This window comes from Rahnella sp. WP5 (assembly GCF_000745615.1).
GTDB lineage: Bacteria > Pseudomonadota > Gammaproteobacteria > Enterobacterales > Enterobacteriaceae > Rahnella > Rahnella aceris.
Window position 1 is genome coordinate 171,429 of the sequence record NZ_JQJR01000007.1, and the last position, 25,368, is coordinate 196,796.

Genomic DNA, 25,368 nt, shown 5'->3' on the forward strand with positions numbered 1-25,368 from the left:
GAAGCCGCAGGAGAAGCCGCACATGTTGAGTTACCGCCACAGTTTTCACGCCGGCAACCATGCCGATGTACTGAAACACACCGTTCAGAGCCTGATCATTGAATCTCTGAAAGAAAAAGAAAAGCCCTTCCTTTATCTCGACACCCACGCGGGTGCCGGGCGTTATCAGCTGAGCGGTGAACATGCCGAACGTACTGGCGAATATCTGGAAGGCATCGCGCGCATCTGGCAGCGGGACGATATTCCTGAAGAACTGGCGGCGTATATGTCCGTCGTCAATCACTTCAACCGCAACGAGAACCTGCGTTATTACCCGGGTTCACCGCTGATTGCCCGTCAGCTGTTGCGCGAAGACGACAAACTGCACCTGACCGAACTGCACCCGAGCGATTTCCCGCTGCTGCGCAGTGAATTCCAGAAAGATGACCGTACCCGCGTTGCGCGTGCCGACGGTTATCAGCAGTTGAAAGCCCAGTTGCCACCGCCTTCACGTCGCGGGCTGATCCTGATGGACCCGCCGTACGAAATGAAAACCGATTATCAGGACGTGGTAAAAGGCATTCAGGAAGGCTACAAACGTTTTGCCACCGGCACTTACGCGTTGTGGTATCCGGTGGTGATGCGCCAGCAAATCAAGAAAATGCTGCGTGATCTCGAAGCGACCGGCATCCGCCGTATTCTGCAAATCGAACTGGGCGTGCGTCCCGACAGCGATCAGCGCGGCATGACCGCTTCCGGCATGATCGTGATTAACCCGCCGTGGAAACTCGAGCAGCAGATGAACAACGTACTGCCGTGGCTGCTCAAAGTGCTGGTGCCTTCCGGTACCGGTCACACCACGGTGAACTGGGTAGTGCCTGAGTAAGTAAAGAATTTCCCTTCGCTGAGGCCTTTTTCTAAGGTCTCAGCTATCAAACCTATTGCAGCCATCGATCCAAACTTTGCGACAAAACGCATTCACGCGCTAAACTCACAAGCAATTTTTAAGATTAGCGACGCCGGTATGGCGTTCTTCATTTTTGACAACTCATGGAAAATCCGATGACCAAACATTATGACTATCTGGCAATTGGCGGCGGCAGCGGCGGTATCGCATCAATCAACCGTGCAGCCATGTATGGGAAAAAATGTGCGCTGATCGAAGCTAAAGAGCTGGGCGGCACGTGCGTCAACGTGGGTTGTGTCCCGAAAAAAGTGATGTGGCATGCCGCGCAAATCGCTGAAGCGATCCGCAACTACGGCCCGGATTACGGCTTTGATACCACCGTGAACAGCTTCAACTGGAAAACGCTGGTCGCCAACCGTACCGCCTACATCGACCGTATCCATACCTCGTACGATAACGTGCTGGGCAAAAATAACGTTGATGTGATCAAAGGCTTCGCCCGTTTCGTTGACGATCATACTGTGGAAGTGAACGGTGAGAAGATCACGGCAGATCACATCCTGATCGCTACCGGCGGACGCCCGAGCCATCCGGATATTCCGGGTGCTGAATACGGCATCGATTCAGACGGTTTCTTCGATCTGACCGAAATGCCAAAACGCGTTGCGGTGGTTGGCGCAGGTTATATCGCGGTAGAAATCGCCGGTGTGATGAACGCGCTGGGTGCTGAAACTCACCTGTTCGTGCGTAAACACGCGCCGCTGCGGACTTTCGATCCGCTGATCGTCGAGACGCTGGTGGAAGTGATGGAAACCGAAGGCCCGGCGCTGCATAAAGAATCCATTCCGAAAGAAGTGGTGAAAAATGCCGACGGCAGCCTGACGCTGAAGCTGGAAAACGGTCAGGAATTTGAAGTCGACAGCCTGGTCTGGGCAATTGGCCGCGAACCGGAAACCGATAACTTCAATCTGAAAGCGACCGGCGTGAAAACCAACGAAAAAGGTTACATCGTCGTCGATAAGTTCCAGAACACCAGCGTAAACGGGATTTACGCCGTTGGCGATAATACCGGTGCCGTTGAACTGACTCCGGTTGCCGTTGCTGCGGGTCGTCGTCTGTCTGAGCGTCTGTTTAACAACAAACCTGACGAACATCTGGATTACAGCAACATTGCGACCGTGGTATTCAGCCACCCGCCAATCGGTACGGTCGGTCTGACCGAGCCACAGGCGAAAGAGCAGTTCGGCGAAGATAACGTCAAAGTCTACAAATCTGCTTTCACCGCCATGTACACCGCCGTCACTCAACACCGCCAGCCGTGCCGCATGAAACTGGTGTGCGTCGGTGCTGAAGAGAAAATCGTCGGTATCCACGGCATCGGCTACGGTATGGATGAAATGTTGCAGGGCTTTGCGGTCGCACTGAAAATGGGCGCGACCAAGAAAGACTTCGACAACACCGTCGCCATCCACCCGACCGGTGCGGAAGAGTTTGTGACTATGCGTTAATTCGCGGGGCTTGCGCTGAGTCGCAATGCACTGAAAGGCTGCCGATCGGCAGCTTTTTTGTTGCCGTCAGTCCAGCAAAATCACTTTCGAACTCTCGGTCTCGAATAGCGGCTTACAGAGTATTTTATAACTGTCGCGGTCAAAGTGCGGCACAGCGATATCGAAGGCTTTGGCGTCTTCCAGAGTTTTGACCGTTCCCAGATAGAACCAGTGATTAATGACGTGATAATCGGTCAGCCCGTTGGCTTCTTCGGCGATGGCAATGCGCCCCGGATACGGCCAGCTGCGGATTTTCAGGGTGCTGAGTGCATTTCTGAGGCGCGCCTGATGGACGTCGGGCGTCTCTTTACCGCAACAGACACCGGCACATTTGCCGAGTGAAAAGCGGAAACACGCACGATTTTTTGCCAGTTTTTCCAGCCCCAGCGCGCCGTAACACAGCTTTTCCTGATCGGCGATATCCCGGATTTTTTCGACTGCCGACATTTTAGTTTTAAACAGGCCAAATAAATCTTCGCTGTGAGAAAAATCCACGTCATCGCTGAACACGATACTGGCCGTCAGCCCCTGAAGCCGGATCGAACACAGCTTGCGGGCGGTGCGCAGTCGCTTATTAAACAGCGGTCGTCGGGTTTTAATCAGATCCGATTCCAGCAGTAACGCCCCCACTTCACCGATCGTCTCAATGAATTCAATATCGCGGGTCATATGCAGAAGTTTGGCTTCGGCAGGATTGCGAAAATGCGACATCACGCGGCTGCGGATATTCACGCTTTTACCGATATAAAGCGGAAAGGCATTATCGTCGCCGTAAAAAATATAGACGCCGCTGCCGTTGGGTAAGTTTTCTAAGGTATGGCGAAGATGTTCAGGGTACTGATAAAGCTCGGTAAAAAACTCTATTTCGGGATTCCACAAAATAACTGACCTGCTTTAACCGGATAAACGTCGTATAGAAAACAGACGAATAATACTGGCGATTTATACAGTCTTCAACCTTTATGGAAAAAACCTTGTGTAAATGTTGGACGTCAGGATTTACGCCTGCGTACGCAGCTCAATATATTCCTGTCCGCTCAGTAAGTTGGCTAATGCCGCCTCACGGATTTCGCGCTGATCGGATTGTATCCAGAGATACAAATTATCGACGTTATCAAACCGCACCAGCACGGTATAGATAGTTTCGCCATGCACCGGGCGCAGAATATTCACATTCTGATAACCTGGAAACCGGGCCGCATCGGTCTTCAGCTGTTCCAGCCAGCGTTCATATTCCGTCAGCTTATCCCGCTGTACGCCGTGGGTGATCACCAGAGTAATGTGGTCAGGTTGATGAGGATAAGTCACAGGATGTTCCTTCTGATTAACCGTTGTTCTGGTTAACTGAATGTTGCGTTATATTCATGAACGATACGAAATCAACACGGCCATTCATAACGGAAATATTTTGGGTTGTTGTTAACAATTTTTGGGGTGGGGAAAATAATGCGATTAAGCCTTGAAGCGCTGCTGATCCTGGATGCGCTGGACAGACACGGCACTTTTGCCGCAGCGGCCGCCAGACTGTTTAAAACCGCTTCTGCACTGAGTTATACCGTGCAGAAAATGGAAAGTGACCTGAACATCAAACTTCTGGACCGCTCAGGCCATCGCGCGACATTCACACCAACAGGCCGTCTGATGCTGGAAAAAGGCCGTGTGCTGCTGCGTGCCGTCAGTGAGCTGGAACAACAAGCGCAGTACGTCGAAAGCGGCTGGGAAAGCAAACTGACCATCAGCGTCGATGCTTCCGTCCCCTTCGCGCTGCTTGCGCCGCTGATTGACCGTTTTTACGCAGAACATCAGCACACGCAGTTATTGTTCCGCCACGATGTACTGGCCGGTTGCTGGGAAGCGCTGAGTTATGGCGAAGCCGACATCGTATTTGGTGCCGTGCAGGAACCGGTGACGCGCAGCGGCATTGAATACCGTCCGATCGGCTGGCTGGAATATGTGTTTGCTGTCGCGCCGCATCACCCGCTCGCCTCGCTGCCGGAACCGCTGGTGCGTGAGCAAATCCGTCAGTATCGCGCCGTGGTGGTTCACGACACGTCCCGCCATGGCACAGGTGCGGATTTGCGCGTGCTCGATGAGCAGAAAATGCTCAGCGTTCATGATTTTAACGCCAAAGTTCACGCACAAATTGCCGGGCTGGGTTGTGGCTATCTGCCGCGTTATCTGGCCGCCCCCCATCTCGAAAGCGGTGCGCTGGTTGAACGTCGTCTGGATACCGAAACCCGCCGCGATCAGGCTTTTATGGCCTGGAACGAAAACGCGACCGGCAACGCTGCCATGTGGTGGCGCGAAAATTTACAGGATTTCGAGGGCATTGCGGCGGTGTACAGCCAGGCCTGAAAAACAAAAAGCCGCACAATGCGGCTTTTTACTGCGACTAACGCACCGACAGATAATGATGCACCTGAGGTTTATTTTCGCCACGGTGATAACGCGTCACTTCGCTTTGTAAATCGGCATCGGCATGTGACACACGCTGATGCTGACGCAAATGCTCATGCCAGGACTCCACCAGGAACCATTCCACCAGACGCGACGGGTCATCGCTGTGTTCGGTGATCCCCCACGCATAAGCACCGTCACGGCGGCGCGCCAGCGAAAGTTTCCGAATTTCCGCCAGAAACGCCGGGCGATCTTCTTGTGCAATCATGTATTCAATCTGGATCATCACCGGACCGCGGTCGCCCTGCACATCGCCTTCGACGACCGGATTTTCCCAGTGACCGGCAGGCTGTAAATCCGCCTCGCCTGCGGGCAGTTTCAGCCGCCAGCATACCAGCGCGGCGATCACCAGGCCGCTACCGGCGAGTAATAACGCCCCGACCAGACCGGTTTCCTGTGCGATTAACCCCCAGAACAGGCTGCCCGCCGCCATCGCGCCGTTAAATACCATCAGGTACACCGCCAGCCCGCGGCCACGTACCCAGTCAGGCAGCACCGCCTGCGCCACGCCGTTCATGGATGTCAGCGCGATAATCCAGCCAATCCCTAATACCACCATCAGCACCACGGCCAGCCATTTTGCCGGTGAGGTCGCCAGCAGTAACATCACGGCGGCGGACAGTAAGGCGGAAAGCAACACCAGCCCGTCAACACTCAGTTTCTGACGTAAACGGGGCAGCAACAGTGCACCGCAAATCGCGCCGACGCCCACTGCACCGAGCAGGATGCCGTAAAATCCGGCGGTACCGTGCAGCATATTGCGGGCAATCAGCGGCAACATCGCCCAGATCGCACTGGCGAAAGCGAAGTAAATCGCGGCACGCAGCAGCACACGATGAAGTTCCCGGCTGGCTTTGACATATCGCAGCCCGGCACGGAACGCGCCAAGAAAGTGTTCTGATAACTCATTTTTCGCTTTGACCGGACGCTTCCACCACAGTAATGCGCCAATCACAAAAACATAGCTCATCACATCTGCGCCATAAGCCGCACCGGCACCGAGACTGGCTAACAGCAAGCCACCGCCCGCAGGCCCTACTGCGCGGGCAATATTAATCCCAAGCGAGTTCAGGGCAACGGCATTTCGCAAATCAGAACGGGGCACCAGTTCCGGCACAATCGCCTGCCAGGCTGGCCCCATCAGCGCCGCACCGATACCGCCGATAAAGGTCAGCGCGACCAGATATTCCACGGTCAGCAAATTATTGTGCGACAACAGAAGCAAGGTTCCGCTGACGCCCGCCAGTAACAACTGAACAAAAATCAGCAGGCGGCGACGGTCAAGAATATCGGACAGCACACCCGCGGGGATCGCCAGCAAAAAAATCGGCAACGTTGCTGCGGTTTGCATCAGCGCCACCGCCGCAGGGTTTGATGACAGCCCGGTGACTAACCATGAGCTGGCCACATCACGCATAAAACTGCCGGTATTGCCGAGAATGGTTGCCACCCAAATCGTGGCAAACAGCCCCTGTTTGAGCGGCGAAAAAGCGCCGCCTGCCGCAGCATTATTCTGGCTCATGCCCGCTCCTTAAGGTCATTCCAGGCGACATAGATAAAAGCGCCGACCAGCCCGATGTGCTCGAAGAAACCGTTCATCATCATGGCGCGTTCATGGCCGGAAACCTGCCAGTACGCATTCGCCATAAAGTTGGCGCTGAAAGTGAACAGCGCCAGTGCCAGCGCGCCAGTCCAGCGAAAGCGCCCGGAAAGAATCAGCGCTGAAGCGCCCAGTTCCAGCACAATCACGGCCACGGCCATGGGCGCCGCGGGCGATAAGCCGAAATGCTGCATCTCAGCAATCGCGCCGGGAAAATCGAACAGTTTGACGATACCGCCCTGCAAATACGCGGCACACAAGGCCAGCAGGGCCAACCAGCGGATAACCGCGAAAGGGATAACAGGTGCCGACAGGCGGGAAACAGGGGCATGACGCATGATGTCTCTCCTGCCGGAACCCGCCTGAGCACGGTTCCGGCTTAATGGATAAATGAAGAAGGTTACGCTTTGCGCTGAGGGGCTTTGTGCACCATGGTGTAGGCATAATCGACGCCCATACCGTACGCACCGCTGTGCTCGCGAACCAGATTCATCACATCGTCGTAAGTCTCTTTGCGTGACCAGTCGCGCTGGTATTCGAGCAGAACTTGCTGCCAGGTCACCGGCACCGCACCGGCCTGCACCATACGGTCAATGGAACGTTCGTGTGCATCCACGCTGGTGCCGCCGGAAGTGTCGGTCACCACATACACTTCATACCCTTCTTTCAGCGCCATCAGTGCCGGGAATGTCAGACACACTTCAGTCCACAGGGCCGAGATAATCAGTTTCTTACGGCCAGTGGCTTCAACAGCTTTCACGAATGCCGCGTCTTCCCAGGAGTTCATTGAGGTACGCTCAATCGGTTTCACATCCGGATGTACCGCCAGTAATTCCGGCCAGATATAGCCGCTGAAGCTTTCCGTTTCAACCGAGGTGTAAATCACCGGCACGTTAAAAACTTTGCCCGCTTTAGCGAGAGCGACCGTATTATTTTTAAGCTGCTGGCGATCGATATTCGCAACGCCGAATGACATTTGTGGCTGATGGTCGATGAAAATCAGGGTGGAGTTCTGTGGGTCCAGCAGATCGAATTTAGACATTTTCATTTCCTCTCAGAGTGCATTGTTGGGTTGTGTGTTTGTATTTCACGTTGTGTTGTTGTGCTGCTGGAATTAACAATAGGTCAGGACATCAAAAGCGGATAGCGGAAAGAATTTGGCAACTTGTTCAGATTTTTTTGACAGGCATTTCCCTCTCTATACCGTCGTAAATCCCTATTAATTTCAGACTGATAGAAGCAACAAAATCTTTTAACGACTTGTCAAAAATAACCCATTATCAATATTTCTCTGCCATGCCTAATGTTGTTTGCAACACAACACACAACCTGTTTAAAACCTGCAAATAACCGCTGAGGAAATATAAAAATGAGCACATTTAATACCCAAGACGGCACTCAAATTTATTTTAAAGACTGGGGTAAAGGTAAGCCGGTGTTATTCAGCCACGGCTGGCCGCTGGATGCCGATATGTGGGACAGCCAGATGAATTTCCTGGCCGATCGTGGCTACCGCGTTATCGCTTTTGACCGTCGTGGTTTTGGCCGTTCAGAGCAGCCCTGGGAAGGTTACAACTACGACACTTTCGCCTCTGACATCAACGATCTGATTGAACATCTCGACCTGCACGACGTTACACTGGTCGGCTTCTCGATGGGCGGCGGCGACGTCACCCGCTACATCAGCCGTTACGGTTCAGAACGCGTCACCAGCCTGGTATTGCTCGGCGCGGTCACCCCGCTGTTTATTAAAACGGATGATCATCCGCAGGGCGTGGATAAATCAGTATTTGACGGCATCCGGGCCGGTTTACTGAAAGACCGCGCACAGTTCATCAGCGACTTTGCGACGCCGTTCTACGGCACTAACCAGGGGATGACCGTTTCCGACGGCGTGATGACCCAGACGCTGAACATCGCGCTGATGGCATCGCTGAAAGGCACCGTCGATTGTGTCACGGCCTTCTCTGAAACAGATTTCCGCCCGGATATGGCGAAAATTACCGTGCCGACGCTGGTGATCCACGGCAGCGCGGATCAGATAGTGCCGTTCGAAGCCACCGGCAAGCTGGCGGCGGAAATGATTAAAAATGCAGAACTGAAAATCTATGAAGGCGCACCGCACGGTTTTGCCGTCACGCATCAGGATCAACTGAACGACGATTTGCTGGCATTCCTGGGCGGAAAATAAATCAGGCCGCAGAAATAAAAAAGGCAGGTGATCTGACAATCGCCTGCCTTTTTTATGCGGCCACTCTTACTTGTCTTTCATACCTAATATTTTGATATTCATGATGGAAAGTGAATTCGGCGGAATTTTACCCGGAATGCCGTCTTTGCCATACGCCAGTTCAGGTGGAATATACAGTGTCGCTTCGCCTTGCAAACCCAGCTTCAGCACGACTTCCTGAAGCACTGCCGGGATTTCTGTTACGGACGCGCTGATCACATTATTGTCTTTTTCGCTGGCAATGACTTTACCGTCGCCCAACGTCTCAATAATCTGCAAACGAATGCCCTTATCCATCGTCACTTTAGGTGCAGAACCTGGCTTAGTAATCTGGTAAATAAAGCCAGACTTGGCTTTCACCGCGCCTTTAGCCTTGCCCGCTTTATCGAGGATTTTCTGGTTATTCTCTACATTTGACGTTTTTTGCTTTTCCTGACGAGAGCGGATATCACTGTCCAGACTGTTCAGCGACTCCCGCATGTCTTCAGTCGACATGCTGGACAGCTCATTCATCCGGTCAACAAAGCCTTTAACAATCACATTGCGATCAATTTTCTCACCGGCGGATACCACCTGCTCGATTTTTGAATTCGCTGCCTGCCCCAGCAAATACCCGACAGAATAAGAACGCCCGGTTTTCTTGCTTTCTTTCGCCTGCAACGTTTTAAGTTCTGCATCACTGATCAACTCTCCGCCAGATTGCGTCACGGCAGCAATACTGTGTGAGGCCAGGTCTTTCTTCGTTTTATCCAGTTCGGCTGTCAGCTTATTTTTTTCTTCAGTGACTTTGGTCGCCGCCAGCTGACTCTCGCTGAGCTGGGCTGTCAGACGTTTCACATCCTCAGAAGATTTTGATAATGCCGTTTGTGACGCCTGATAATCACTTTGCGACTTTTTGTTCGCGGCCTCAGACGCCACCAGTTTTTCCGCCTGCGCTGCGCTCTGTTTCTGCAAATCTGCCAGTTGAGTACTCAGTTGCGCTTTATCATCCGTGGCTTGTTTCAGGGTTTTCTACAAGGCCAGATAATCTGCCTGAGATTTCTTATTGGCGGCTTGTGAAACGGACAACTTTTCATTTTGTGCCGCGCCTTGTTTCTGCAACTCCGCCAGTTGGGTTTTCATTTGCGCATTTTCATCAGCGGCTTGTTTCACGCTTTTCTGCAAGACCAGATAGTCAGCCTGTGACTTTTTGATGGTCGCCTCATACACGGACAGTTTGCCATTCTGTGCGGTGCCCTGTTTTTGCAAGTCTGCCAATTGAGTTTTCATTTGCACATTCTCATCAGCGGCCTGTTTCAGGATTTTCTGCAGAGCGACATAGTCGGCCTGAGATTTTTTAACCGCCGTCTCTGACACTGACAATTTTCCGGTCTGCGCAGCAGTTTCTTTTTGCGATGCCGCCAGTTGGTTTTTCAACCCGGCATTTTCATCGGTCGCCTGTTTGAGGGTTTTCTGCAAAGCCACGTAGTCAGCCTGAGATTTCTTATTCACAGCATCTGAAACTGACAGTTTGTCATTACGTACAGCATCCTGTTTCTGCAAGTCTGCAAGCTGCGATTTCAATTGCGCATTCTCATCAGTGGCCTGTTTAAGGGACTTTTGCAGTAGCTGATTTTCATTGAGGGATTTGTTATTGGCCTCGACAGCGAACGCTATTTTTTCATTCTGGCTGGCGCCTTGCTTTTGCAGGCTGGCCAGCTGCGTTTTCAGTTGAACATTTTCAGCAGCAGCTTGTTTTGCCGTCGTCTGCAACTCAACCACATTAGCCTGAGATTTATTGCCCGTGCTTTGTAAAGCCTGCAATTTATCGGCCTGTGCAGTCGACTGCTTTTGTAGTGTCTCAAACTGCGTTTTAAGCTTATGATTTTCTTCTGTCGCCTGCTGTAATGTCGCATTCAGCACGGCGAATTCTGCCAGAGATTTACCGTTAGCGTGTTCGGATGAGACCAGTTGTTCGATGCGTGCCGAGGATTGCTTTTTCACGGTATCGAGTTGCGTTTTGAGCTGTGTATTCTCACTGCTTAATTTTTTAAAGCTCGCCTCCAGAGCAGCGAATTCTTTCTGGGCTTTTTTAGTCGCCAATTGAGAGGCAGCTACCTGTTCGGAGGATTTTTTGACTGAGCCGTCCTGACTGGTTTTGAATGCGGTTAACTGTGCTTTCAACCGGGCATTTTCACCCATAGTCTTTTTCAAAGATTGCTGAATATCTGCCACTTCGTCCTGGTATTTTTTTGTCGCCGTCTGCGCCACGGAAAGTTTTTCCGTCAGACTTTCAGCGTGTTTCTGGCTGCTCTTTAGCTTCTGCAACTGAGTGGTAATCTGCTGGTTTTCTTGTTGTGTATTTTTCAGCGAATTTTGCAGTTTTTTCAGTTCATCCTGCGTTTTTTTCTGCGCAAGTTTTTGATCTGCCGACGGCGGGATGACCACAGGTTTGGCTTTTAACGCCGCGATCTGCGTTTGTAGTTGTTGATTTTCTTTTTGTGTATCCGCATAAGATTTTTGCAAAGCCGCGTATTGATCACGGGATTTTTCTGCCGTGGATTTTGCTGTCTCAAGGGATTTTTTGAGCTGCTCATTGGCCTTTTTCTGGGTGTCGCTGACATTCGCAGTAGCAGGCACCGCAGGTGCAGACTGAGTGCTCGCAGGCTGAAGCGCTTTAGGGGCTTTCCTGACTGGCGCTGGCGTCGGTTTAGGTCGCGGTTTTTGCGCTACCGGTTTTTCAACAAGGGCTTTCGGCACGACGATATTTTTTGGAGGCTGGATCAGCGGAGAGGAAGTCTTATCTTTTTCCGCAAAAACAGACGGTTCTGGAGCAGAAATTAAATTTTCACTCTGCAACTGATCCAAAAGACCCAGGTTAGCATCCACCGGCTCTTCAGCATGAGCTCCCTGTATATTGATCAGGAGCAGAATTAAGAAGAAAGACTTCACTCGCGCCATCATATTTTATTCACTTCCTGAGAGCGCTCGTCCATGCTCTTAAAGGCCGCCCCTTTAACTCTTGCGCAAATAAGTTTTAATTTAGAATCCAGCTCTATGTTCAGGATCTCCTGAGCATCTTTATTTATCAAACCTTTATTGGTTTTATAGACATCATAAGATTTTGTCAGTTGATTAAACTGCTTCTGATATAGATCAAAATCGTGAGGAGAGAGACGTTGCAATGCTTTGAATTCATTAACGCACGTATTATTCGAGCTTTTATTTACTGATACCTCTTTTATCGTAGCCACATTATTTTTAGTGCTACAAGCAGTCAATGCGATTAACGCAATGAGAGTCAAAGACATTAAGCAAGGCTTATTCATGGGGATTATCCTGTAGGGTTTTACTGCTAGAACACATTATTTTCCCAGCAAAGTACCCCGTGGAACACCCACTTTTACTGAAATGATCATTTAGCAAACACCACATAAAATAAAAACAAAATAAAATCAATAAGTTAAATTAATAAAAATGAAGAAAACTTTTCTTTTTTATGCGTAAAAGAAAATAATTCGTCGTTGTAACGATGTCTTAATGGATAAATAATTTGTGAAAATTGACATATATCATTATTTATTTTTCAGAAATCCCGCGAAATCCTCAAATATCAATTAACATTTCTGGATAAAACGGAATGCTCCTCAATCACGATTAGGATTATTGGTAGCTTTAATTTTCAAACCACCTTCCCTGCATCCAAACGTTCAACAAGAAAATCAATCATACTACGGGGAAACTGCAATGCTCATCAGGGCACGGTATTTCCGACGGTGCGGTGTGATAGCATAGATGCAGAAACGAAAAGGCATTCCCGCAAAGGAATGCCTTTTTCTTTTAAGCATATTTTTTAAGCACTGCTTTTTTAAGCAAGCAGGCGTCAGACCACCGGCAGTTTATCCAGAATCGCCTGTGCAGTATTCACGTCTGTCACTAATGAATTAATCATGCCTGAACGCACGGCACCGATAATCCCTGCCGCTTTTTCCGGCGTTGCCGCCACGCCGATGGTCAGCGGCGTATTGCGTAGCTGTTCAACCGAGGCCGCAATCATTCGCTCCTCGCCTTCCCAGTGCAATAACTCGCCGGTTCCCGTGAAGTAATGGCGCAGCACATCGCCTGCGGCATCGCTCAATGCCTGTTCACCGGGCGTCGCGGTAGTGGATTCACTCGGTTTCGGGGTATGCGTCAGACCCACACCAACAATCGCCGCATCGAGTTTGTCCCACAGTGAAATGATTTCCTGCACGCTCGGGTCCGAGAGAAACGCATCACGCAGTTCCGCCGAAGAAAGATAAGGGGCATGAAGAAAATAGGGTGTGCCTTCCATCTGTTCTGCCGCACGGCGCACGAACTCGGTTATCTGAAAATGCGGCGCAGATTGTTGCATCCCGCCGTTGAGCGCCACGGTCATGATCCCCGGCAGACGGGGCATACCGGCCAGCGTGACTTCGCGCACTGCTCTTCCCCAGCCAATACCGAGCACCGATCCCGCGCCTAAACCGGCTTCCTGTAACAGAGAAGCCAGCGGCGTCGCCAGCGCGCCGAGCACATTGCCCGGCGGTGCATCCACGACATACGCATGTTTCAGCCCGAGACGTTTTATCAGGTCTGCTGTCATGTCTTCCGGTGACGATAATCCCACCACTTCGATGCGCACAATCCCCGCCGCGCGGGCTTTATTCAACAACCGGGAAATGGTTGCCGTCGACACATCCAGCTTGCGTGCAATCTCCACCTGAGACATATCAGACTCGTAATGCAGCTTCGCCACCAGATGCATCATGGCACGCGTTGCTGCAATATCTTGCAAAATTGGCTCTTTCAGCTTGAAATTCCTTTCAGTAATGAATTACACTCAAATCGTCGATTGAGGGATTATTGCGCAACACCTGTAAAAATGCAATGTGCCGGATCGGGCTTCAACCCTTGTAATACGGCATGTTACGCGATTTTCCGCCCCGTTTTTTCAGGGGGGAAAGACAGAACGTCCAGTGTAATCGAGATTTTTTAATCTGTAATAAATTTCACGCAAAGGAGAGTTCCATGTCAAAGATGTCTACCTCAGAACTACGCAGCTACCAGCAGATTTGCGGCAAAAATGGCGCGATGCTGGTGATCGCCTGTGACCAGCGCGGTGCCATGCGCAGCCTGCTCGCCAGCGACCCGCAACAGCAATCTGCCATTTCAGAACACGAACTCGGGCTGATTAAAGCCGACATCACGCAATATCTTGCCAGCAAAGCCTCCTGCGTACTGGTCGATCCGGTCTGTGCCGTTCCGCAACTGGTGGACAACGGCATTATTGCCCGCGACACCGCGCTGCTGATTGGCCTGGATGCGTCGGGCTGGGACAGTTCGCCGGAAGGCTACCGCCTGTCACGGCTGGTGGAGAATGTCGATGCACGTCGTGTGCGTGAACTCGGTGCGACCGGCGGCAAAATCATGGTGTATCTGCGTTCAGACCTGGAAGCAGCAAACCGTCATAACATTGATATTCTGCGCCAGAGCATTGAGGATTTCGCCCGCGAAGACCTGCTGCTGGTGGTGGAGTTTCTGACCTATAAACTCGACAACGAAACCGAGGAAGAATATAAAGAAAAAGTCCCGTCTCTGATTTATGGCGGCACCAAGATTTGTCTGGAATGCGGCGCGAAGGTGCTGAAACTGCCTTATCCTGGCTCAAAACAAGCCTGTGCTGACATCACAAAACTCGCTGGCGACGTGCCGTGGGCCGTACTTTCTGCCGGGGTTGACCATTCCACCTTCCTCAAACAAGTGGCAGATGCCATGAGCGAAGGCGCATCAGGCGTTATCGCAGGCCGTTCATTATGGAAAGACTGCATCTCACTGGACCGCAACGCGACGAAATCCCGTCTTGAATCGCTGGCGGTACCGCGTCTGAACGAACTTCAGGCCGTCATTGAACAGTATTTCCATGCACCGTCACACAACCAGACACAACAGGTGGAACATGTCTGAAAACAGAAATGCCTCACGAAATGGCTCAACCGGCAAACGCGTCATCCTGGTGAACGGGATCCCGGCGTCAGGTAAAAGCCGGCTCGCCGTTGAGCTTTCTGCATACAGCGGCTGGCTGCAACTGTCGCTTGATGGCATTAAAAATCCGTTTCTTCAGCGATTAGAGAATGTTGACCGCCCTTTTAACCGCGTACTCGGGCTGGCAAGTTATCAGGTTATCTGGGACATCATCGGCGGCGCGCCCGAAGGCAGCACCTTTATTGTCGATGCCTGGTTTGGTTTTCAGCCCAAAGAGGTATTGCAGGATTATCTGCAACGGGCGGGCATATCGCAGGTGGTGGAAATCTGGTGCCAGATTGATGCTGAACTGGCGGCCGAACGATTTTCCTCACGGCTGGGCGAGCGTTTACCGGGACATGTCGGGGCAGAATATATTCCCGAATTAAAAATTCTCGCAGGAAAAGCACGACCAATAACCCCGGGACCAGTTTATTCTGTTGACCAGAATGTTATCGGCCAAAATAAGCCTGTAAATATTGTTGATATTCATGCGTGGATAATCAATTCATTCAATACGCAAATTCAATAAATACTGAGCGGAGGAAATATTCATTTACTGAAAAAGTAAGTTAATTCTGATATCAGGACCTTGTTAAACCTCTACTATCATTCATTCTTTCAGGTCTTTTGAAATTATTATCTTTCATTGATGGCTAATAGGATTGGATAGATCACAGTTTTTATTTTAATTAAATATCATACTGAGAAAAGACCCTATTCATATGAAGAGGTATTATGTTAAGCGACTGGATTAATGAAAACAACACGCAAATCATTAGCAAAATAGATGACTGGAAAAGTGCCGTGGCATTTGCCGTGCAACCATTAATTGATTCGGGCGCAGCGGAAAGTCGTTATCTTCAGGCTATATATGATATGCACCGGGAAATCGGGCCTTATTATGTTTTGGGCGAAGGTATTGCGATGCCGCACGCCCGGCCGGAAGAAGGGGTTAACCGAACGGCACTGTCTTTGGTCATTGTTTCAGAAGGCGTTGAGTTTGGCAGTGAAGATAATGATCCGGTTTACGTTATCTTCGCGCTGGCCGCGGTGGACAGCCATTCACACATCGAAATGATTGCCAGCCTTTCCCATCTGTTCTGTGATGACGAGGCAGCGGAACGATTAAAACGCAGTAAAAACAAGCAGGAAGCATTAGAGATTATCCGACAGTTTTAGACGTGAAGTGAAAAAAGATAAACATAACCCTTTATGAACACCTACAAAGAACGTAAGGAAAAATGATGAAAAAGCTATCAATCCTGGCGGTATGCGGTGCGGGTCTGGGCAGCAGTTTTGCCTGTGAAATGAGTATCGAAGCGGCACTGAAGGATCTGGGTGTGGAAGCCGATTTATCACATTGTGATATTTCAAGCGCCACGTCTTCAAGAGCCGACATTATTATGACCGGCGAAAATTTCAGATCGCAATTCCAGCATTACACCATCAACGCCAATATTATTTACCTGAAAAGACTGGTCGATAAAAATGAAATAAAGAGCAAGCTGACGCCTATTCTTCAGGAGATGGGTCACCTGGCCACTTAATAACAGACCCACTCAATTCACAATACTTATAAATCGATAAAACAATTACCGTGAACTCTACAGGGGACGCTTATGTCTTTCCTTCACTTTATTGTCAATGATGTATTAGGCCAGGCATCAATTTTAATCTCACTGATCGCCATGATTGGTCTGATCGCATTAAAGAAAAGCACCGGCCAGATCATTACCGGTACATTAAAAACGCTGCTGGGTTTTCTGGTTCTGCTTTCCGGGGCCAGCATTATTGTTAATGCCCTGACCTTTCTGGGTGAAATATTCCAGAAAGGGTTTCATATGCGCGGGATTGTTACCGACGTCGGTTCTATTGCCGGTATCGCACAACAAACTCTCGGCCGTGAAACCGCATTAATTATGGTCCTGGCGTTTATCGTTAATATCCTGATTGCCCGCCTGACCCGTTTCAAATATATCTTTCTCACCGGACAAGCATCGCTGTGGATGGCCACGGTGTGTTCCGTTATCGGTTATATGGGCGGCTTGCGCGGCACGGAACTGATCCTGACTGGCGGCATTATTGCGGGTGTCATGGCCGTCGGGATGCCGGTGCTGGCTCAGCCGATTGTGCGTAAAATCACCGGGTCCGATGATATTGCACTCGGCCATTTTTGCACCATCGGCTATATCGTGCAGGCAGGCGTGGCGAAAATCACCGGCGATGTCAGTAAAAGCACCGAAGATTTCGAGCTGCCGCAATCTTTCTCTTTCCTGCAGGACACCTACCTGTCGATGATGGTGGTGATGATCCCGATTTACCTGATCCCGGCGATTGCCGCAGGCCCGGAAGTCGTCGCGCCTTACGCCAACAGCGTTAATTATCTGGTCTATTCGTTCCTGCAATCCATTCAGTTTGTGGTCGGTGTTTACGTTCTGCTGTCGGGTGTGCGCCTGTTGCTGGCGGAAATCGTACCGGCATTTCGCGGCATCGCCCTGCGCATCGTCCCGAATGCCATTCCGGCACTCGATTGTCCGGTGCTTTTCCCGTACGCACCGAACGCCGTCATTATCGGTTTCATCTCTACCACCATTGGCTCCATCATCGGTATGTTCCTGTTCCCGAGTCTCGGGCTGGCGATGATTTTACCGGGCATGCTGACCAACTTCTTCGCGGGCGGCACGGCGGGAATCTTCGGCAATGCAGTCGGCGGACGACGCGGCGCGATTATCGGCGGTATCTTCCACGGCCTGTTTATCACCCTGCTGCCTGCGCTGTTGCTGCCGCTGCTGGGCAAGTTCGGCTTCTCGAACGTGACATTCAGTGACTCAGACGTGATCAGCGTCGGGCTGGTATTCGGCCATATTCTCAACTTCTTCCACTAAGCAAGCCGGAGGTCATGGTTATGGACACACGCATTGAGCAAATTCTGGCGCAGCAACTGCCGCCGCAGGAGTCGGCGAAAGCGCTGAATGAGCTGGGAAAACAGTATCAGGAAAAGCAGGATCTGGACGCGGCCATTGCCTGCTGGGAGCAAAGCATGGCCTGTTACGGCAAGCCGGGTTTTGCACAGGCACAGCTGATGAAAGCCTACAATGCGCGACGGCGGCAGTGCTCTGAAGCCGGTGACGGCAAAGGGCTGGAGCGATTTTCCGAAAAAATCGATGCACTGATGCAGCAAAGTAAGGATGCAATCCGCTACGGATTCTGAGGCAATTAAAAGCCAGAACAGAGGTTCTGGCTTTTGTTTTGCACGTCTTTATTCTTCCCAATCCTTACGTAGAATAGAGGCTGCCCCCGCCGTGAGGGCCTAATCACTAAGGATTTACTATGCCGATGATCCGTCTGGAAATGTTTCCTGGCCGTACCCCCGAACAAAAACGTGACTTTGTCCGCGAAGTGACCCGCCTGGCAGCAGAAACCCTGAAATGTAAACCTGAAAGTGTGGATGTAGTGATCACTGAAATACCGAAATCACATTGGGCAAAAGGGGGAGTGTTGCCGGAAGAATAACAGGCGGAGATGAATCGTCGTCAGCCAGCACGCATTAATGTGCTGGCTGCGCAACGGATAAGGGTGTTTTTACTGCTGTAACGATTTCGTCCGCTGCGCAAAACTCTTGCGCAACTTTTGCAGTTTCGGCGGGATCACCGCCATGCAATAACGGTTCTGCTGCCCCGCACCATCCCAGTAGTTCTGGTGATAGCCTTCGGCCACATACACTTCGCCGAGTGGTTCGATGCTGGTCACAATCGGATCACTGTGATCGTGCTGCGCGCGCAGTATCGCCGCTTCCGCCTCTGCTTTTTGCTGTTCATTGGCCGGGAAAATCGCCGAACGGTATTGCGTGCCGACGTCATTCCCCTGGCGGTTAAGCTGGGTCGGATCGTGCGTCACAAAGTGAATATCCAGCAAATCGCCGTAAGTCAGTTTTTCCGGGTCAAACCCCACGCGGATGGCTTCCGCATGACCGGTCGTGCCGGTACAGACCTGCTCATAATTTGGGTTCGGGCGACGCCCGCCGGTGTAGACACTTTCCACCGACTCCACGCCAATGACGTCTTTGAACACCGCTTCTGTACACCAGAAACAGCCGCCACCGAAAATAGCGTATTCGATTGTCATACAGACTCCTTCACTGAGGGGGTAGAGGAAATATGGGGACGAATAATGCTGAGATAAAGGTATGGCATTAAAAAAACAGAATGTGAAATTCTTATCGCCGGTAAATGATATTATTTTGTGCCTGCTTATTTCCCTGTAAATAGTGTTGATATTGTGTCTGATTGATCTGACTTTTTTTTCGTGGCAGACTCACTGGCATTGAAATACATGGAATTCCCCCTATGAAAGATGTCATTGAAGGTTTCCTCAGATTCCAGAAAGAGGCGTTCCCACAGCGTTCTAAGTTATTCAAAGAACTGGCGTTAAACCAAAATCCTAAGACCCTGTTTATATCCTGTTCTGACAGCCGGTTAGTGCCGGAATTAGTCACGCAGCGTGAACCGGGCGAACTGTTTGTTATCCGTAATGCCGGTAATATTGTGCCGCCATTCGGGCCGGAACCGGGCGGCGTTTCCGCCACGGTGGAGTACGCCGTCATGGCGCTGGGCGTAAAAGATATCGTCATCTGCGGGCACTCCAACTGCGGCGCAATGAGCGCGATTGCCAACTGCACCTGTCTGGATCACATGCCAGCGGTCGCACACTGGCTGCGTTATTCCGATGCCGCAAAAGCCATCAATGAATCCGTCGAACACGAAAACCCAGAGGCACGCGTCAACGGCATGGTGCACCAGAACGTCGTGGCCCAGCTGAGTAATCTGCGCACGCATCCTTGCGTAGCGGTCGCCCTGGCGAAAGGGGAAATTACCTTGCACGGCTGGGTGTATGATATTGAATCGGGTTGCATCGAAGCCTTTGATGCGAAAAGCGGAACCTTTATTTCGCTGTCCGATAACCCGGAAGTACGCGCCAGTTAATTGCCAGCTAAATAAAACATCCGGAACATTTTTAAATAATGTTCCGGATGATAAATCAGCGACTTAAGTCTTATTATATTGTTATCTTAACCTCTGCCGTAATATCCCCCTGCCTGCACGACAGTTAACTGATTTCTCTTTTACGCCACAGCGAGAATAATTGATGCCTGTTATCACGTTAAACCGTCTGGCTGATTTGCCAGCCGCACAGTGGGATGCGCTGGTGCCTGCGCAGCAGCCTTTCCTCAGCTATGCATTTTTATCCGCGCTGGAAGACAGCGGCAGCCTCGGGCCGCATTCCGGCTGGCATCCGCAGCATCTTCTCTGGCAGGAAAACGGGGAAATCCGCGCCGCCATTCCCGGCTATCGCAAACGCCATTCTTACGGTGAATACGTGTTTGATCAGGGCTGGGCGGATGCCTGCCAGCGTTCAGGTATTGCCTATTACCCGAAATGGCTGGGCGCGGTGCCGTTCAGCCCGGTGACCGGCGCACGGCTGCTGGGCGATGAACCGGCGGCAGTCAGTCTGTTGCAGGCACTGCCGGATTTTCTGCAAGAAAATGGCCTGACCGGCGCACACATCAATTTTACCGATGAACGCGCCAACCGGATTATCGGGGCGGAACCCGTCTGGCAGCACCGGCAGGGCCTGCAATATCACTGGCAGAACCGCGGTTATCGCGATTTTCAGGATTACCTCGACGCACTCACCTCACGCAAGCGCAAACAGTTTCGCAAAGAGCGCGAACAGGTGGCCGCGCAGGGCATTGATTTTGTCTGGCTGAAAGGCGCGCAGGTGACTGAAGCGCAATGGGATTTCGTTTATTCCTGCTACAGCAATACCTATGCGGTACGCGGCCAGTCACCGTATCTGACCCGCGCATTTTTCAGCCTGCTGGCGGAAAGAATGCCGGAGGCGATCCGCGTGGTATTCGCGCAGCAAAATGGCCGTGATGTCGCCATGGCGTTCAGTTTAATCAGCGGTGATACGTTTTATGGCCGCTACTGGGGATGCGTGGCGGAATTCGACCGGCTGCATTTTGAAACCTGTTTTTATCAGGGAATGGAATACGCGATTGCCAGCGGCCTCAAACGGTTTGATGCGGGCGCACAGGGCGAACACAAACTGCTGCGTGGCTTTGAGCCGGTGATCACCGACTCATGGCACTATTTACGGCATCCGGGTTTGCGTGACGCCGTGGAAGATTTTTTAGTGGAAGAGCGTGCCGCCGTGCAGCGCTGGGCGGACGAAGCCCGCGAAGTGCTGCCCTACCGGCACGACGTCTGTTAAGTTCGGGCCCTAATCCATGCCGACAAATCCACCGGTCTGGTGTTGCCACAAGCGCGCATAAAGCCCGCCGTGCGCCAGCAGCTCGGCGTGATTGCCCGTCTCAACAATCTGCCCTTTTTCCAGCACCACCAGGCGGTCCATTTTGGCAATCGTCGATAAGCGGTGCGCAATGGCAATCACCGTTTTACCGCCCATCAGCGTCTCCAGACTTTCCTGAATCGCCGCTTCCACTTCGGAATCCAGCGCCGACGTGGCTTCATCCATGATCAGGATCGGTGCGTTTTTCAGTAATACGCGGGCAATCGCAATACGCTGACGCTGGCCGCCGGAAAGTTTGACGCCGCGCTCACCGACATGCGCATCCAGCCCGGTACGGCCCAGCGAATCATAAAGTTGCGGAATGAATTCATCGGCACGCGCCTGACGAATTGCCAGTTGCAACGCCTCTTCCGTCGCGCCCGGCCTGCCGTACAGCAGGTTGTCGCGGATGGAACGATGTAGCAGCGAGGTGTCCTGGGTAATCATACCGATTTGCGCGCGCAGGCTTTCCTGCGTGACGTCGGCAATATTTTGCTGATCAATCAGAATGCGACCGCTGTCGATGTCATACAGACGCAGCAGCAGATTCACCAGCGTGGATTTCCCCGCGCCGGAAGGCCCGATCAGGCCGATCTTCTCGCCGGGACGGATTGCCAGATCCAGATTGGGGATCACCCTGCCGCCTTCTCCGGAATTCTCTTTGCCGTAATTAAACTGAATGTGATCAAAGTGGATCGCCCCCTGATCCACTTTCAGCGCTTTCGCCTGCGGGATATCCGTTACCGTCAATGGCCGCGCAATGGTGTGCAGGCCGTCCTGCACCATGCCGATATTTTCGAAAATACCGTTCACCACCCACATGATCCAGCCGGACATATTCACAATACGAATAACCAGACCCGTCGCCAGCGCGATAGCCCCGACGCTTATCAGCGACTGGGTCCACAGCCACAAGGCCAGACCGGTGGTGCTGACAATCAGCAACCCGTTCAGCGTGGTGACCGACACGTCCATGCCGGTGACCAGACGCCCTGCCAGTTGGGTTTTCTCGGTCTGTTCGCTAATCGCTTCGCGCGCGTATTTTTGCTCGAGATCGGTATGCGCAAACAGTTTCAGCGTCGTGATGTTGGTGTAACCGTCGACGATGCAGCCCATCAGTTTTGAGCGCGCTTCCGATGACTGCACCGAGCGTTGTTTCACACGCGGCACGAAATAACGCAGGCAAACGCCGTAACCGAAGATCCAGATAATCAGCGGGATCATCAGCCGCCAGTCCGCCTCGGCAAACAGGAACAGCGCACTGGCGGCGTAAATCACCACATGCCAGATGGCATCCACCGCCTGCACCGCCGAATCGCGCAACGAGTTACCGGTCTGCATAATGCGCTGGGCAATGCGCCCGGCGAAATCGCTCTGGAAAAAGTTCAGGCTCTGTTTGAGGACATACTTATGATTCTGCCAGCGGATCATGCTGGTCATGCCGGGGCTGATAGCCTGGTGAACCAGCAAATCATGCAACCCGATAAACACCGGCCGCAGGATCATCGCCACCGCCGCCATCCATAAAAGCTCGCCCATATGGTCGGTGAAAAAACTGCCCGGCGGTGTGTCTTTGGTCAGGTCGATAATCTGGCTGAGATAGCTGAACAGCGAAACCTCAATCAGCGCACCGATCAGTCCCACCACCAGTAAAACGGCGAAACTCGGCCAGACCTGACGCAGATAATAAAGATAGAAAGGCAGAACCTGATCCGGCGGCTCAGCAGCCGGTGCCTCACGGAAGATGTCGATCATTCGCTCGAAACGGCGAAACAGCATAGCGATCCCCTTTATGATATCCCTGCCGGCGTTGCTGGTTTCCATGCCATTTCAACGCCGTAAAGGGGAAAGCTTAGTGCAAATCGCCGGAATTGCGGCCGGTTATTTCTTCAGCACCGCATCTTTTTGCAGCAGCGACAGGACAAACGCCAGCACCATCACGCACGCGGCAATCAGATATACCGAGTGCAGCGCCGAGCCAAATGCCTGCAAATAATCAGCGCGGATGGCGGCCGGTAATTCCTGCACCGCCTGCGCGCTGAGTGAGCGGGGAAGCACCGTGCCTTCGGGGATCAGCGCCACCAGTTGATCACGCAGAACGTGGGTGAAAATCGCCCCAAACATTGCCACGCCGATGGAACCCCCAATCGAACGAAACAGTGTCACACCGGAGGTCGCCACGCCCATTTGTTTCATCGATACCGAGTTTTGTACCGCCAGCACCAGCACCTGCATCACCATCCCCAGGCCGAAACCGAGCACGCCGATGTAGAGATACAGCATATGTACCGGCGTGCTGACTTTCAGAAAGCCCAGCAGCACCATACCGGCGAAACTCAGTAAGGTGCCGATAATCGGAAAAATACGATAACGGCCAATACGGCTGATCAGACGCCCGCTGACGATCGAACTGAACAGCAATGCGCCCATCAGCGGCAGCAATTGCATCCCCGCTTCTGACGGCGACGAGCCTTTCACCACCTGCAGATACAGCGGCAGGAAGGTCATCGACCCCATCAGTGACATGCCGATAATAAAACTGATTGCGCAACTGAGCAGGAAGGTGCGGTCGCGGAACAGACCCAGCGGAATGATCGGCTCGGCCGCCAGCGTTTCTTCATAAATAAAGCCACCAAGGGTCACCAGCCCGAACGCCAGAATGCACCACAGTTGCGGATCCGACCACTGATACACCGTGCCGCCTTCGCTGGTGAACAAGATGATGCAGGTCAGCGCCGCCGCGAGATAACCCGCGCCGAGAAAATCGATTTCATGGCGGATGCGTGCAGTCTGCGATTTCAGCGCCACGCCAATCACCAGCAGGGCGAAAATCCCCAGCGGCAGATTGATGTAGAAAATCCAGCGCCAGGAAATATGTTCAACCAGAAAACCACCGATCAGCGGCCCGATAACCGTCGCCAGACCAAATACCCCGCCGAACAGCCCCTGATATTTTCCGCGCTCGGACGGCGGAATAACGTCGCCGACGGCAGCCATACTGACCACCATCAGCCCGCCGCCGCCCAGCCCCTGCAGGGCGCGCATCAGAATCAGCTGCGTCATGTTCTGCGCCAGCCCGCACAATACTGAACCGAGCAGGAACACAATAATCGCCGTTTGCAGCACGATTTTGCGACCGAGCAGATCACCAAACTTACCGTAGAGCGGCACCACAATGGTGGAGGCCAGCAGATAAGAGGTCACCACCCACGAAAGCTGATCCAGGCCACCGAGCTCGCTGACGATAGTCGGCAGCGCGGTGGACACAATCGTCTGGTCGAGGGCGGCCAGCAGCATCACCAGCATCAGCGCGGAGAACAGCAGCTTTATCGAAGGCTTCTGTTCCGCCGCCTCGCTCTGTGCCGAATTTATTGTCGTCATGAATGACATCCTGACTTGTAATTAATTAACTGTATAATTAATATTGAAGCATCAAATTCATCTGGTCAATGGATCGCTCTCCTTATGGCAGACAGAAAAATCTCAGAAACGCCAGGATCCGCACAAAAGGATCAAAACGAAGCCAATACGCCCGTGCGTCGTCCGGGTCGTCCGCGCAGTGCAAAATCCGGAACGGATAAGCGTGAACTGCTGCTGGACGCCGCCCTGAAACTGTTTGCCCAATACGGCATCGCCGAAACGCCGCTGAGCATGATCGCCAAAGAAGCAGGCGTCACTACTGCCATGCTGCATTACTATTTCAAGACCCGCGAACAACTGCTGGACGTGATGATCGACGAACGTTTTCAGCCAGTCCGTGCCGGGTTTACTGATATTTTCCAAACACATGCCGACGATCCGCTTCTGGCGATCACTAATATGGCGCAGTGCATGATTGATGCGGCAGAAAAATACCCGTGGGTGGCACCGCTGTGGGTGCGGGAAGTCATCAGCGAAAGCGGTATGCTGAAAAAACGCATGGAAGAACGTAACGGCGACAAAAACCGCAAAATCGTACAGGAATGCATTACCCGCTGGCAGGCGGAAGGAAAACTGAATCCGGATCTCAATCCGGCATTGCTGTTCATTTCCCTGTTCGGTCTGACGCTGTTCCCGATGGCATCAATGAAAATGAGACGGGAAGGCGCGTCGCCCATTTCCCCCGATATGTTGCGTAAACACGTCGCCCTTTTGCTGTTCCACGGTGTTGCGCCGCAGAAGTTATAAGCCGGGCCACGACCTGTGCGGGTTATCCCGTGCAACTCTCTTAAATCCCTCTTTTTTGTAATGAAAAATACTGTGCAGACTCCTTTATGATGTAACGAAAATGTTG

General features: G+C 52.1%; 26 protein-coding genes. 14 read left to right on the forward strand and 12 right to left on the reverse strand.

Translation table 11 applies throughout. The annotated features are described in order from the left end of the window. Positions 1-22 precede the first annotated feature (22 nt). On the forward strand, positions 23-865 hold the full coding sequence (locus EX31_RS05170) for a 23S rRNA (adenine(2030)-N(6))-methyltransferase RlmJ (protein WP_013573521.1): 843 nt from the start codon (positions 23-25) through the stop codon (positions 863-865). 176 nt (positions 866-1,041) lie between these two features. Further along, positions 1,042-2,394, forward strand: a complete 1,353-nt coding sequence (gene gorA / locus EX31_RS05175) for a glutathione-disulfide reductase (protein ID WP_037033742.1) — start codon at positions 1,042-1,044, stop codon at positions 2,392-2,394. 66 nt (positions 2,395-2,460) lie between these two features. On the opposite strand, the gene cho is transcribed toward gorA, so the two are convergent. Both cho and EX31_RS05185 read right to left on the reverse strand, forming a co-directional pair. Continuing rightward, on the reverse strand, positions 2,461-3,312 hold the full coding sequence (cho, locus tag EX31_RS05180) for an excinuclease Cho (RefSeq protein ID WP_037033743.1): 852 nt from the start codon (positions 3,310-3,312) through the stop codon (positions 2,461-2,463). A 120-nt stretch (positions 3,313-3,432) separates the two neighbouring features. Next, positions 3,433-3,741: an antibiotic biosynthesis monooxygenase gene (locus tag EX31_RS05185; RefSeq protein WP_037033745.1), complete on the reverse strand. Its 309-nt coding sequence runs from the start codon at positions 3,739-3,741 to the stop codon at positions 3,433-3,435. Between the two features lie 138 nt (positions 3,742-3,879). Here EX31_RS05185 and EX31_RS05190 point away from each other — a divergent pair, with 138 nt between their 5' ends. Then, on the forward strand, positions 3,880-4,788 hold the full coding sequence (locus EX31_RS05190) for a LysR family transcriptional regulator (RefSeq protein WP_013573516.1): 909 nt from the start codon (positions 3,880-3,882) through the stop codon (positions 4,786-4,788). A 37-nt stretch (positions 4,789-4,825) separates the two neighbouring features. Here EX31_RS05190 and EX31_RS05195 read toward each other — a convergent pair whose 3' ends face one another. The 3 genes from EX31_RS05195 to EX31_RS05205 form a co-directional block, all read right to left on the reverse strand. Next, positions 4,826-6,412 carry an MFS transporter gene (locus EX31_RS05195; protein ID WP_037033747.1) on the reverse strand — a complete coding sequence of 529 codons (1,587 nt, stop codon included), beginning with the start codon at positions 6,410-6,412 and terminating at the stop codon, positions 4,826-4,828. After that, positions 6,409-6,828 (reverse strand): DoxX family protein, encoded by a 420-nt coding sequence (locus tag EX31_RS05200; protein ID WP_037033748.1) that lies wholly within the window; start codon positions 6,826-6,828, stop codon positions 6,409-6,411. The genes EX31_RS05195 and EX31_RS05200 overlap by 4 nt, the downstream gene beginning before the upstream one ends. Positions 6,829-6,890: 62 nt before the next feature. After that, positions 6,891-7,532, reverse strand: coding sequence for a hydrolase (locus tag EX31_RS05205; RefSeq protein WP_013573513.1), 642 nt, complete (start codon positions 7,530-7,532; stop codon positions 6,891-6,893). 327 nt (positions 7,533-7,859) lie between these two features. On the opposite strand from EX31_RS05205, the gene EX31_RS05210 reads away from it, so the two are divergent. Continuing rightward, positions 7,860-8,681: an alpha/beta fold hydrolase gene (locus tag EX31_RS05210; RefSeq protein ID WP_037033750.1), complete on the forward strand. Its 822-nt coding sequence runs from the start codon at positions 7,860-7,862 to the stop codon at positions 8,679-8,681. Between the two features lie 66 nt (positions 8,682-8,747). Here the strand turns inward: EX31_RS05210 and EX31_RS26275 are convergent, their stop codons facing one another. The 4 genes from EX31_RS26275 to EX31_RS05225 form a co-directional block, all read right to left on the reverse strand. Then, a complete protein-coding gene (locus EX31_RS26275) occupies positions 8,748-9,674 on the reverse strand; it encodes an FKBP-type peptidyl-prolyl cis-trans isomerase N-terminal domain-containing protein (RefSeq protein WP_231576032.1) in 927 nt (308 codons plus the stop codon). Between the two features lie 57 nt (positions 9,675-9,731). Continuing rightward, on the reverse strand, positions 9,732-11,588 hold the full coding sequence (locus EX31_RS26280; RefSeq protein ID WP_231576033.1) for a coiled-coil domain-containing protein: 1,857 nt from the start codon (positions 11,586-11,588) through the stop codon (positions 9,732-9,734). A 71-nt stretch (positions 11,589-11,659) separates the two neighbouring features. Beyond that, on the reverse strand, positions 11,660-12,028 hold the full coding sequence (locus EX31_RS05220) for a hypothetical protein (RefSeq protein WP_037033751.1): 369 nt from the start codon (positions 12,026-12,028) through the stop codon (positions 11,660-11,662). Positions 12,029-12,582: 554 nt separating this feature from the next. After that, positions 12,583-13,515, reverse strand: coding sequence for a sugar-binding transcriptional regulator (locus EX31_RS05225; RefSeq protein ID WP_013573509.1), 933 nt, complete (start codon positions 13,513-13,515; stop codon positions 12,583-12,585). Between the two features lie 233 nt (positions 13,516-13,748). Between EX31_RS05225 and EX31_RS05230 the strand changes: the two genes are divergently transcribed. The 7 genes from EX31_RS05230 to EX31_RS05260 all read left to right on the forward strand — a co-directional run bounded on the left by EX31_RS05230 (position 13,749) and on the right by EX31_RS05260 (position 18,257). Further along, complete coding sequence (locus EX31_RS05230; RefSeq protein ID WP_037033753.1) at positions 13,749-14,684, forward strand: tagatose-bisphosphate aldolase; 936 nt, start codon at positions 13,749-13,751, stop codon at positions 14,682-14,684. Continuing rightward, complete coding sequence (locus tag EX31_RS05235; RefSeq protein ID WP_013573507.1) at positions 14,677-15,273, forward strand: P-loop nucleotide/nucleoside kinase family protein; 597 nt, start codon at positions 14,677-14,679, stop codon at positions 15,271-15,273. The genes EX31_RS05230 and EX31_RS05235 overlap by 8 nt, the downstream gene beginning before the upstream one ends. Before the next feature lie 206 nt (positions 15,274-15,479). After that, a complete protein-coding gene (locus EX31_RS05240) occupies positions 15,480-15,923 on the forward strand; it encodes a PTS sugar transporter subunit IIA (protein WP_013573506.1) in 444 nt (147 codons plus the stop codon). 65 nt (positions 15,924-15,988) lie between these two features. Beyond that, complete coding sequence (locus EX31_RS05245; protein WP_013573505.1) at positions 15,989-16,291, forward strand: PTS sugar transporter subunit IIB; 303 nt, start codon at positions 15,989-15,991, stop codon at positions 16,289-16,291. A gap of 72 nt (positions 16,292-16,363) precedes the next feature. Beyond that, complete coding sequence (locus EX31_RS05250; protein WP_013573504.1) at positions 16,364-17,629, forward strand: PTS sugar transporter subunit IIC; 1,266 nt, start codon at positions 16,364-16,366, stop codon at positions 17,627-17,629. Positions 17,630-17,649: 20 nt separating this feature from the next. Beyond that, positions 17,650-17,955: a hypothetical protein gene (locus EX31_RS05255; RefSeq protein WP_037033755.1), complete on the forward strand. Its 306-nt coding sequence runs from the start codon at positions 17,650-17,652 to the stop codon at positions 17,953-17,955. A 119-nt stretch (positions 17,956-18,074) separates the two neighbouring features. Beyond that, complete coding sequence (locus EX31_RS05260) at positions 18,075-18,257, forward strand: 4-oxalocrotonate tautomerase (protein WP_013573502.1); 183 nt, start codon at positions 18,075-18,077, stop codon at positions 18,255-18,257. A 69-nt stretch (positions 18,258-18,326) separates the two neighbouring features. On the opposite strand, the gene msrA is transcribed toward EX31_RS05260, so the two are convergent. Beyond that, a complete protein-coding gene (gene msrA, locus EX31_RS05265) occupies positions 18,327-18,869 on the reverse strand; it encodes a peptide-methionine (S)-S-oxide reductase MsrA (protein ID WP_013573501.1) in 543 nt (180 codons plus the stop codon). Between the two features lie 221 nt (positions 18,870-19,090). Here msrA and EX31_RS05270 point away from each other — a divergent pair, with 221 nt between their 5' ends. Both EX31_RS05270 and EX31_RS05275 read left to right on the forward strand, forming a co-directional pair. Continuing rightward, the gene (locus EX31_RS05270; protein ID WP_037033757.1) at positions 19,091-19,726 is read left to right on the forward strand and encodes a carbonic anhydrase; all 636 of its coding nucleotides are present in this window, start codon (positions 19,091-19,093) and stop codon (positions 19,724-19,726) included. Positions 19,727-19,889: 163 nt separating this feature from the next. Beyond that, the gene (locus EX31_RS05275) at positions 19,890-21,017 is read left to right on the forward strand and encodes a GNAT family N-acetyltransferase (RefSeq protein ID WP_037033759.1); all 1,128 of its coding nucleotides are present in this window, start codon (positions 19,890-19,892) and stop codon (positions 21,015-21,017) included. 9 nt (positions 21,018-21,026) lie between these two features. Here the strand turns inward: EX31_RS05275 and EX31_RS05280 are convergent, their stop codons facing one another. Both EX31_RS05280 and EX31_RS05285 read right to left on the reverse strand, forming a co-directional pair. Then, positions 21,027-22,874: an ABC transporter ATP-binding protein gene (locus tag EX31_RS05280; RefSeq protein WP_037033761.1), complete on the reverse strand. Its 1,848-nt coding sequence runs from the start codon at positions 22,872-22,874 to the stop codon at positions 21,027-21,029. Between the two features lie 102 nt (positions 22,875-22,976). Then, complete coding sequence (locus EX31_RS05285; RefSeq protein ID WP_037033763.1) at positions 22,977-24,476, reverse strand: MDR family MFS transporter; 1,500 nt, start codon at positions 24,474-24,476, stop codon at positions 22,977-22,979. An 84-nt stretch (positions 24,477-24,560) separates the two neighbouring features. Here EX31_RS05285 and EX31_RS05290 point away from each other — a divergent pair, with 84 nt between their 5' ends. Further along, positions 24,561-25,262 carry a TetR/AcrR family transcriptional regulator gene (locus EX31_RS05290; RefSeq protein ID WP_037033765.1) on the forward strand — a complete coding sequence of 234 codons (702 nt, stop codon included), beginning with the start codon at positions 24,561-24,563 and terminating at the stop codon, positions 25,260-25,262. Positions 25,263-25,368: the final 106 nt, after the last annotated feature.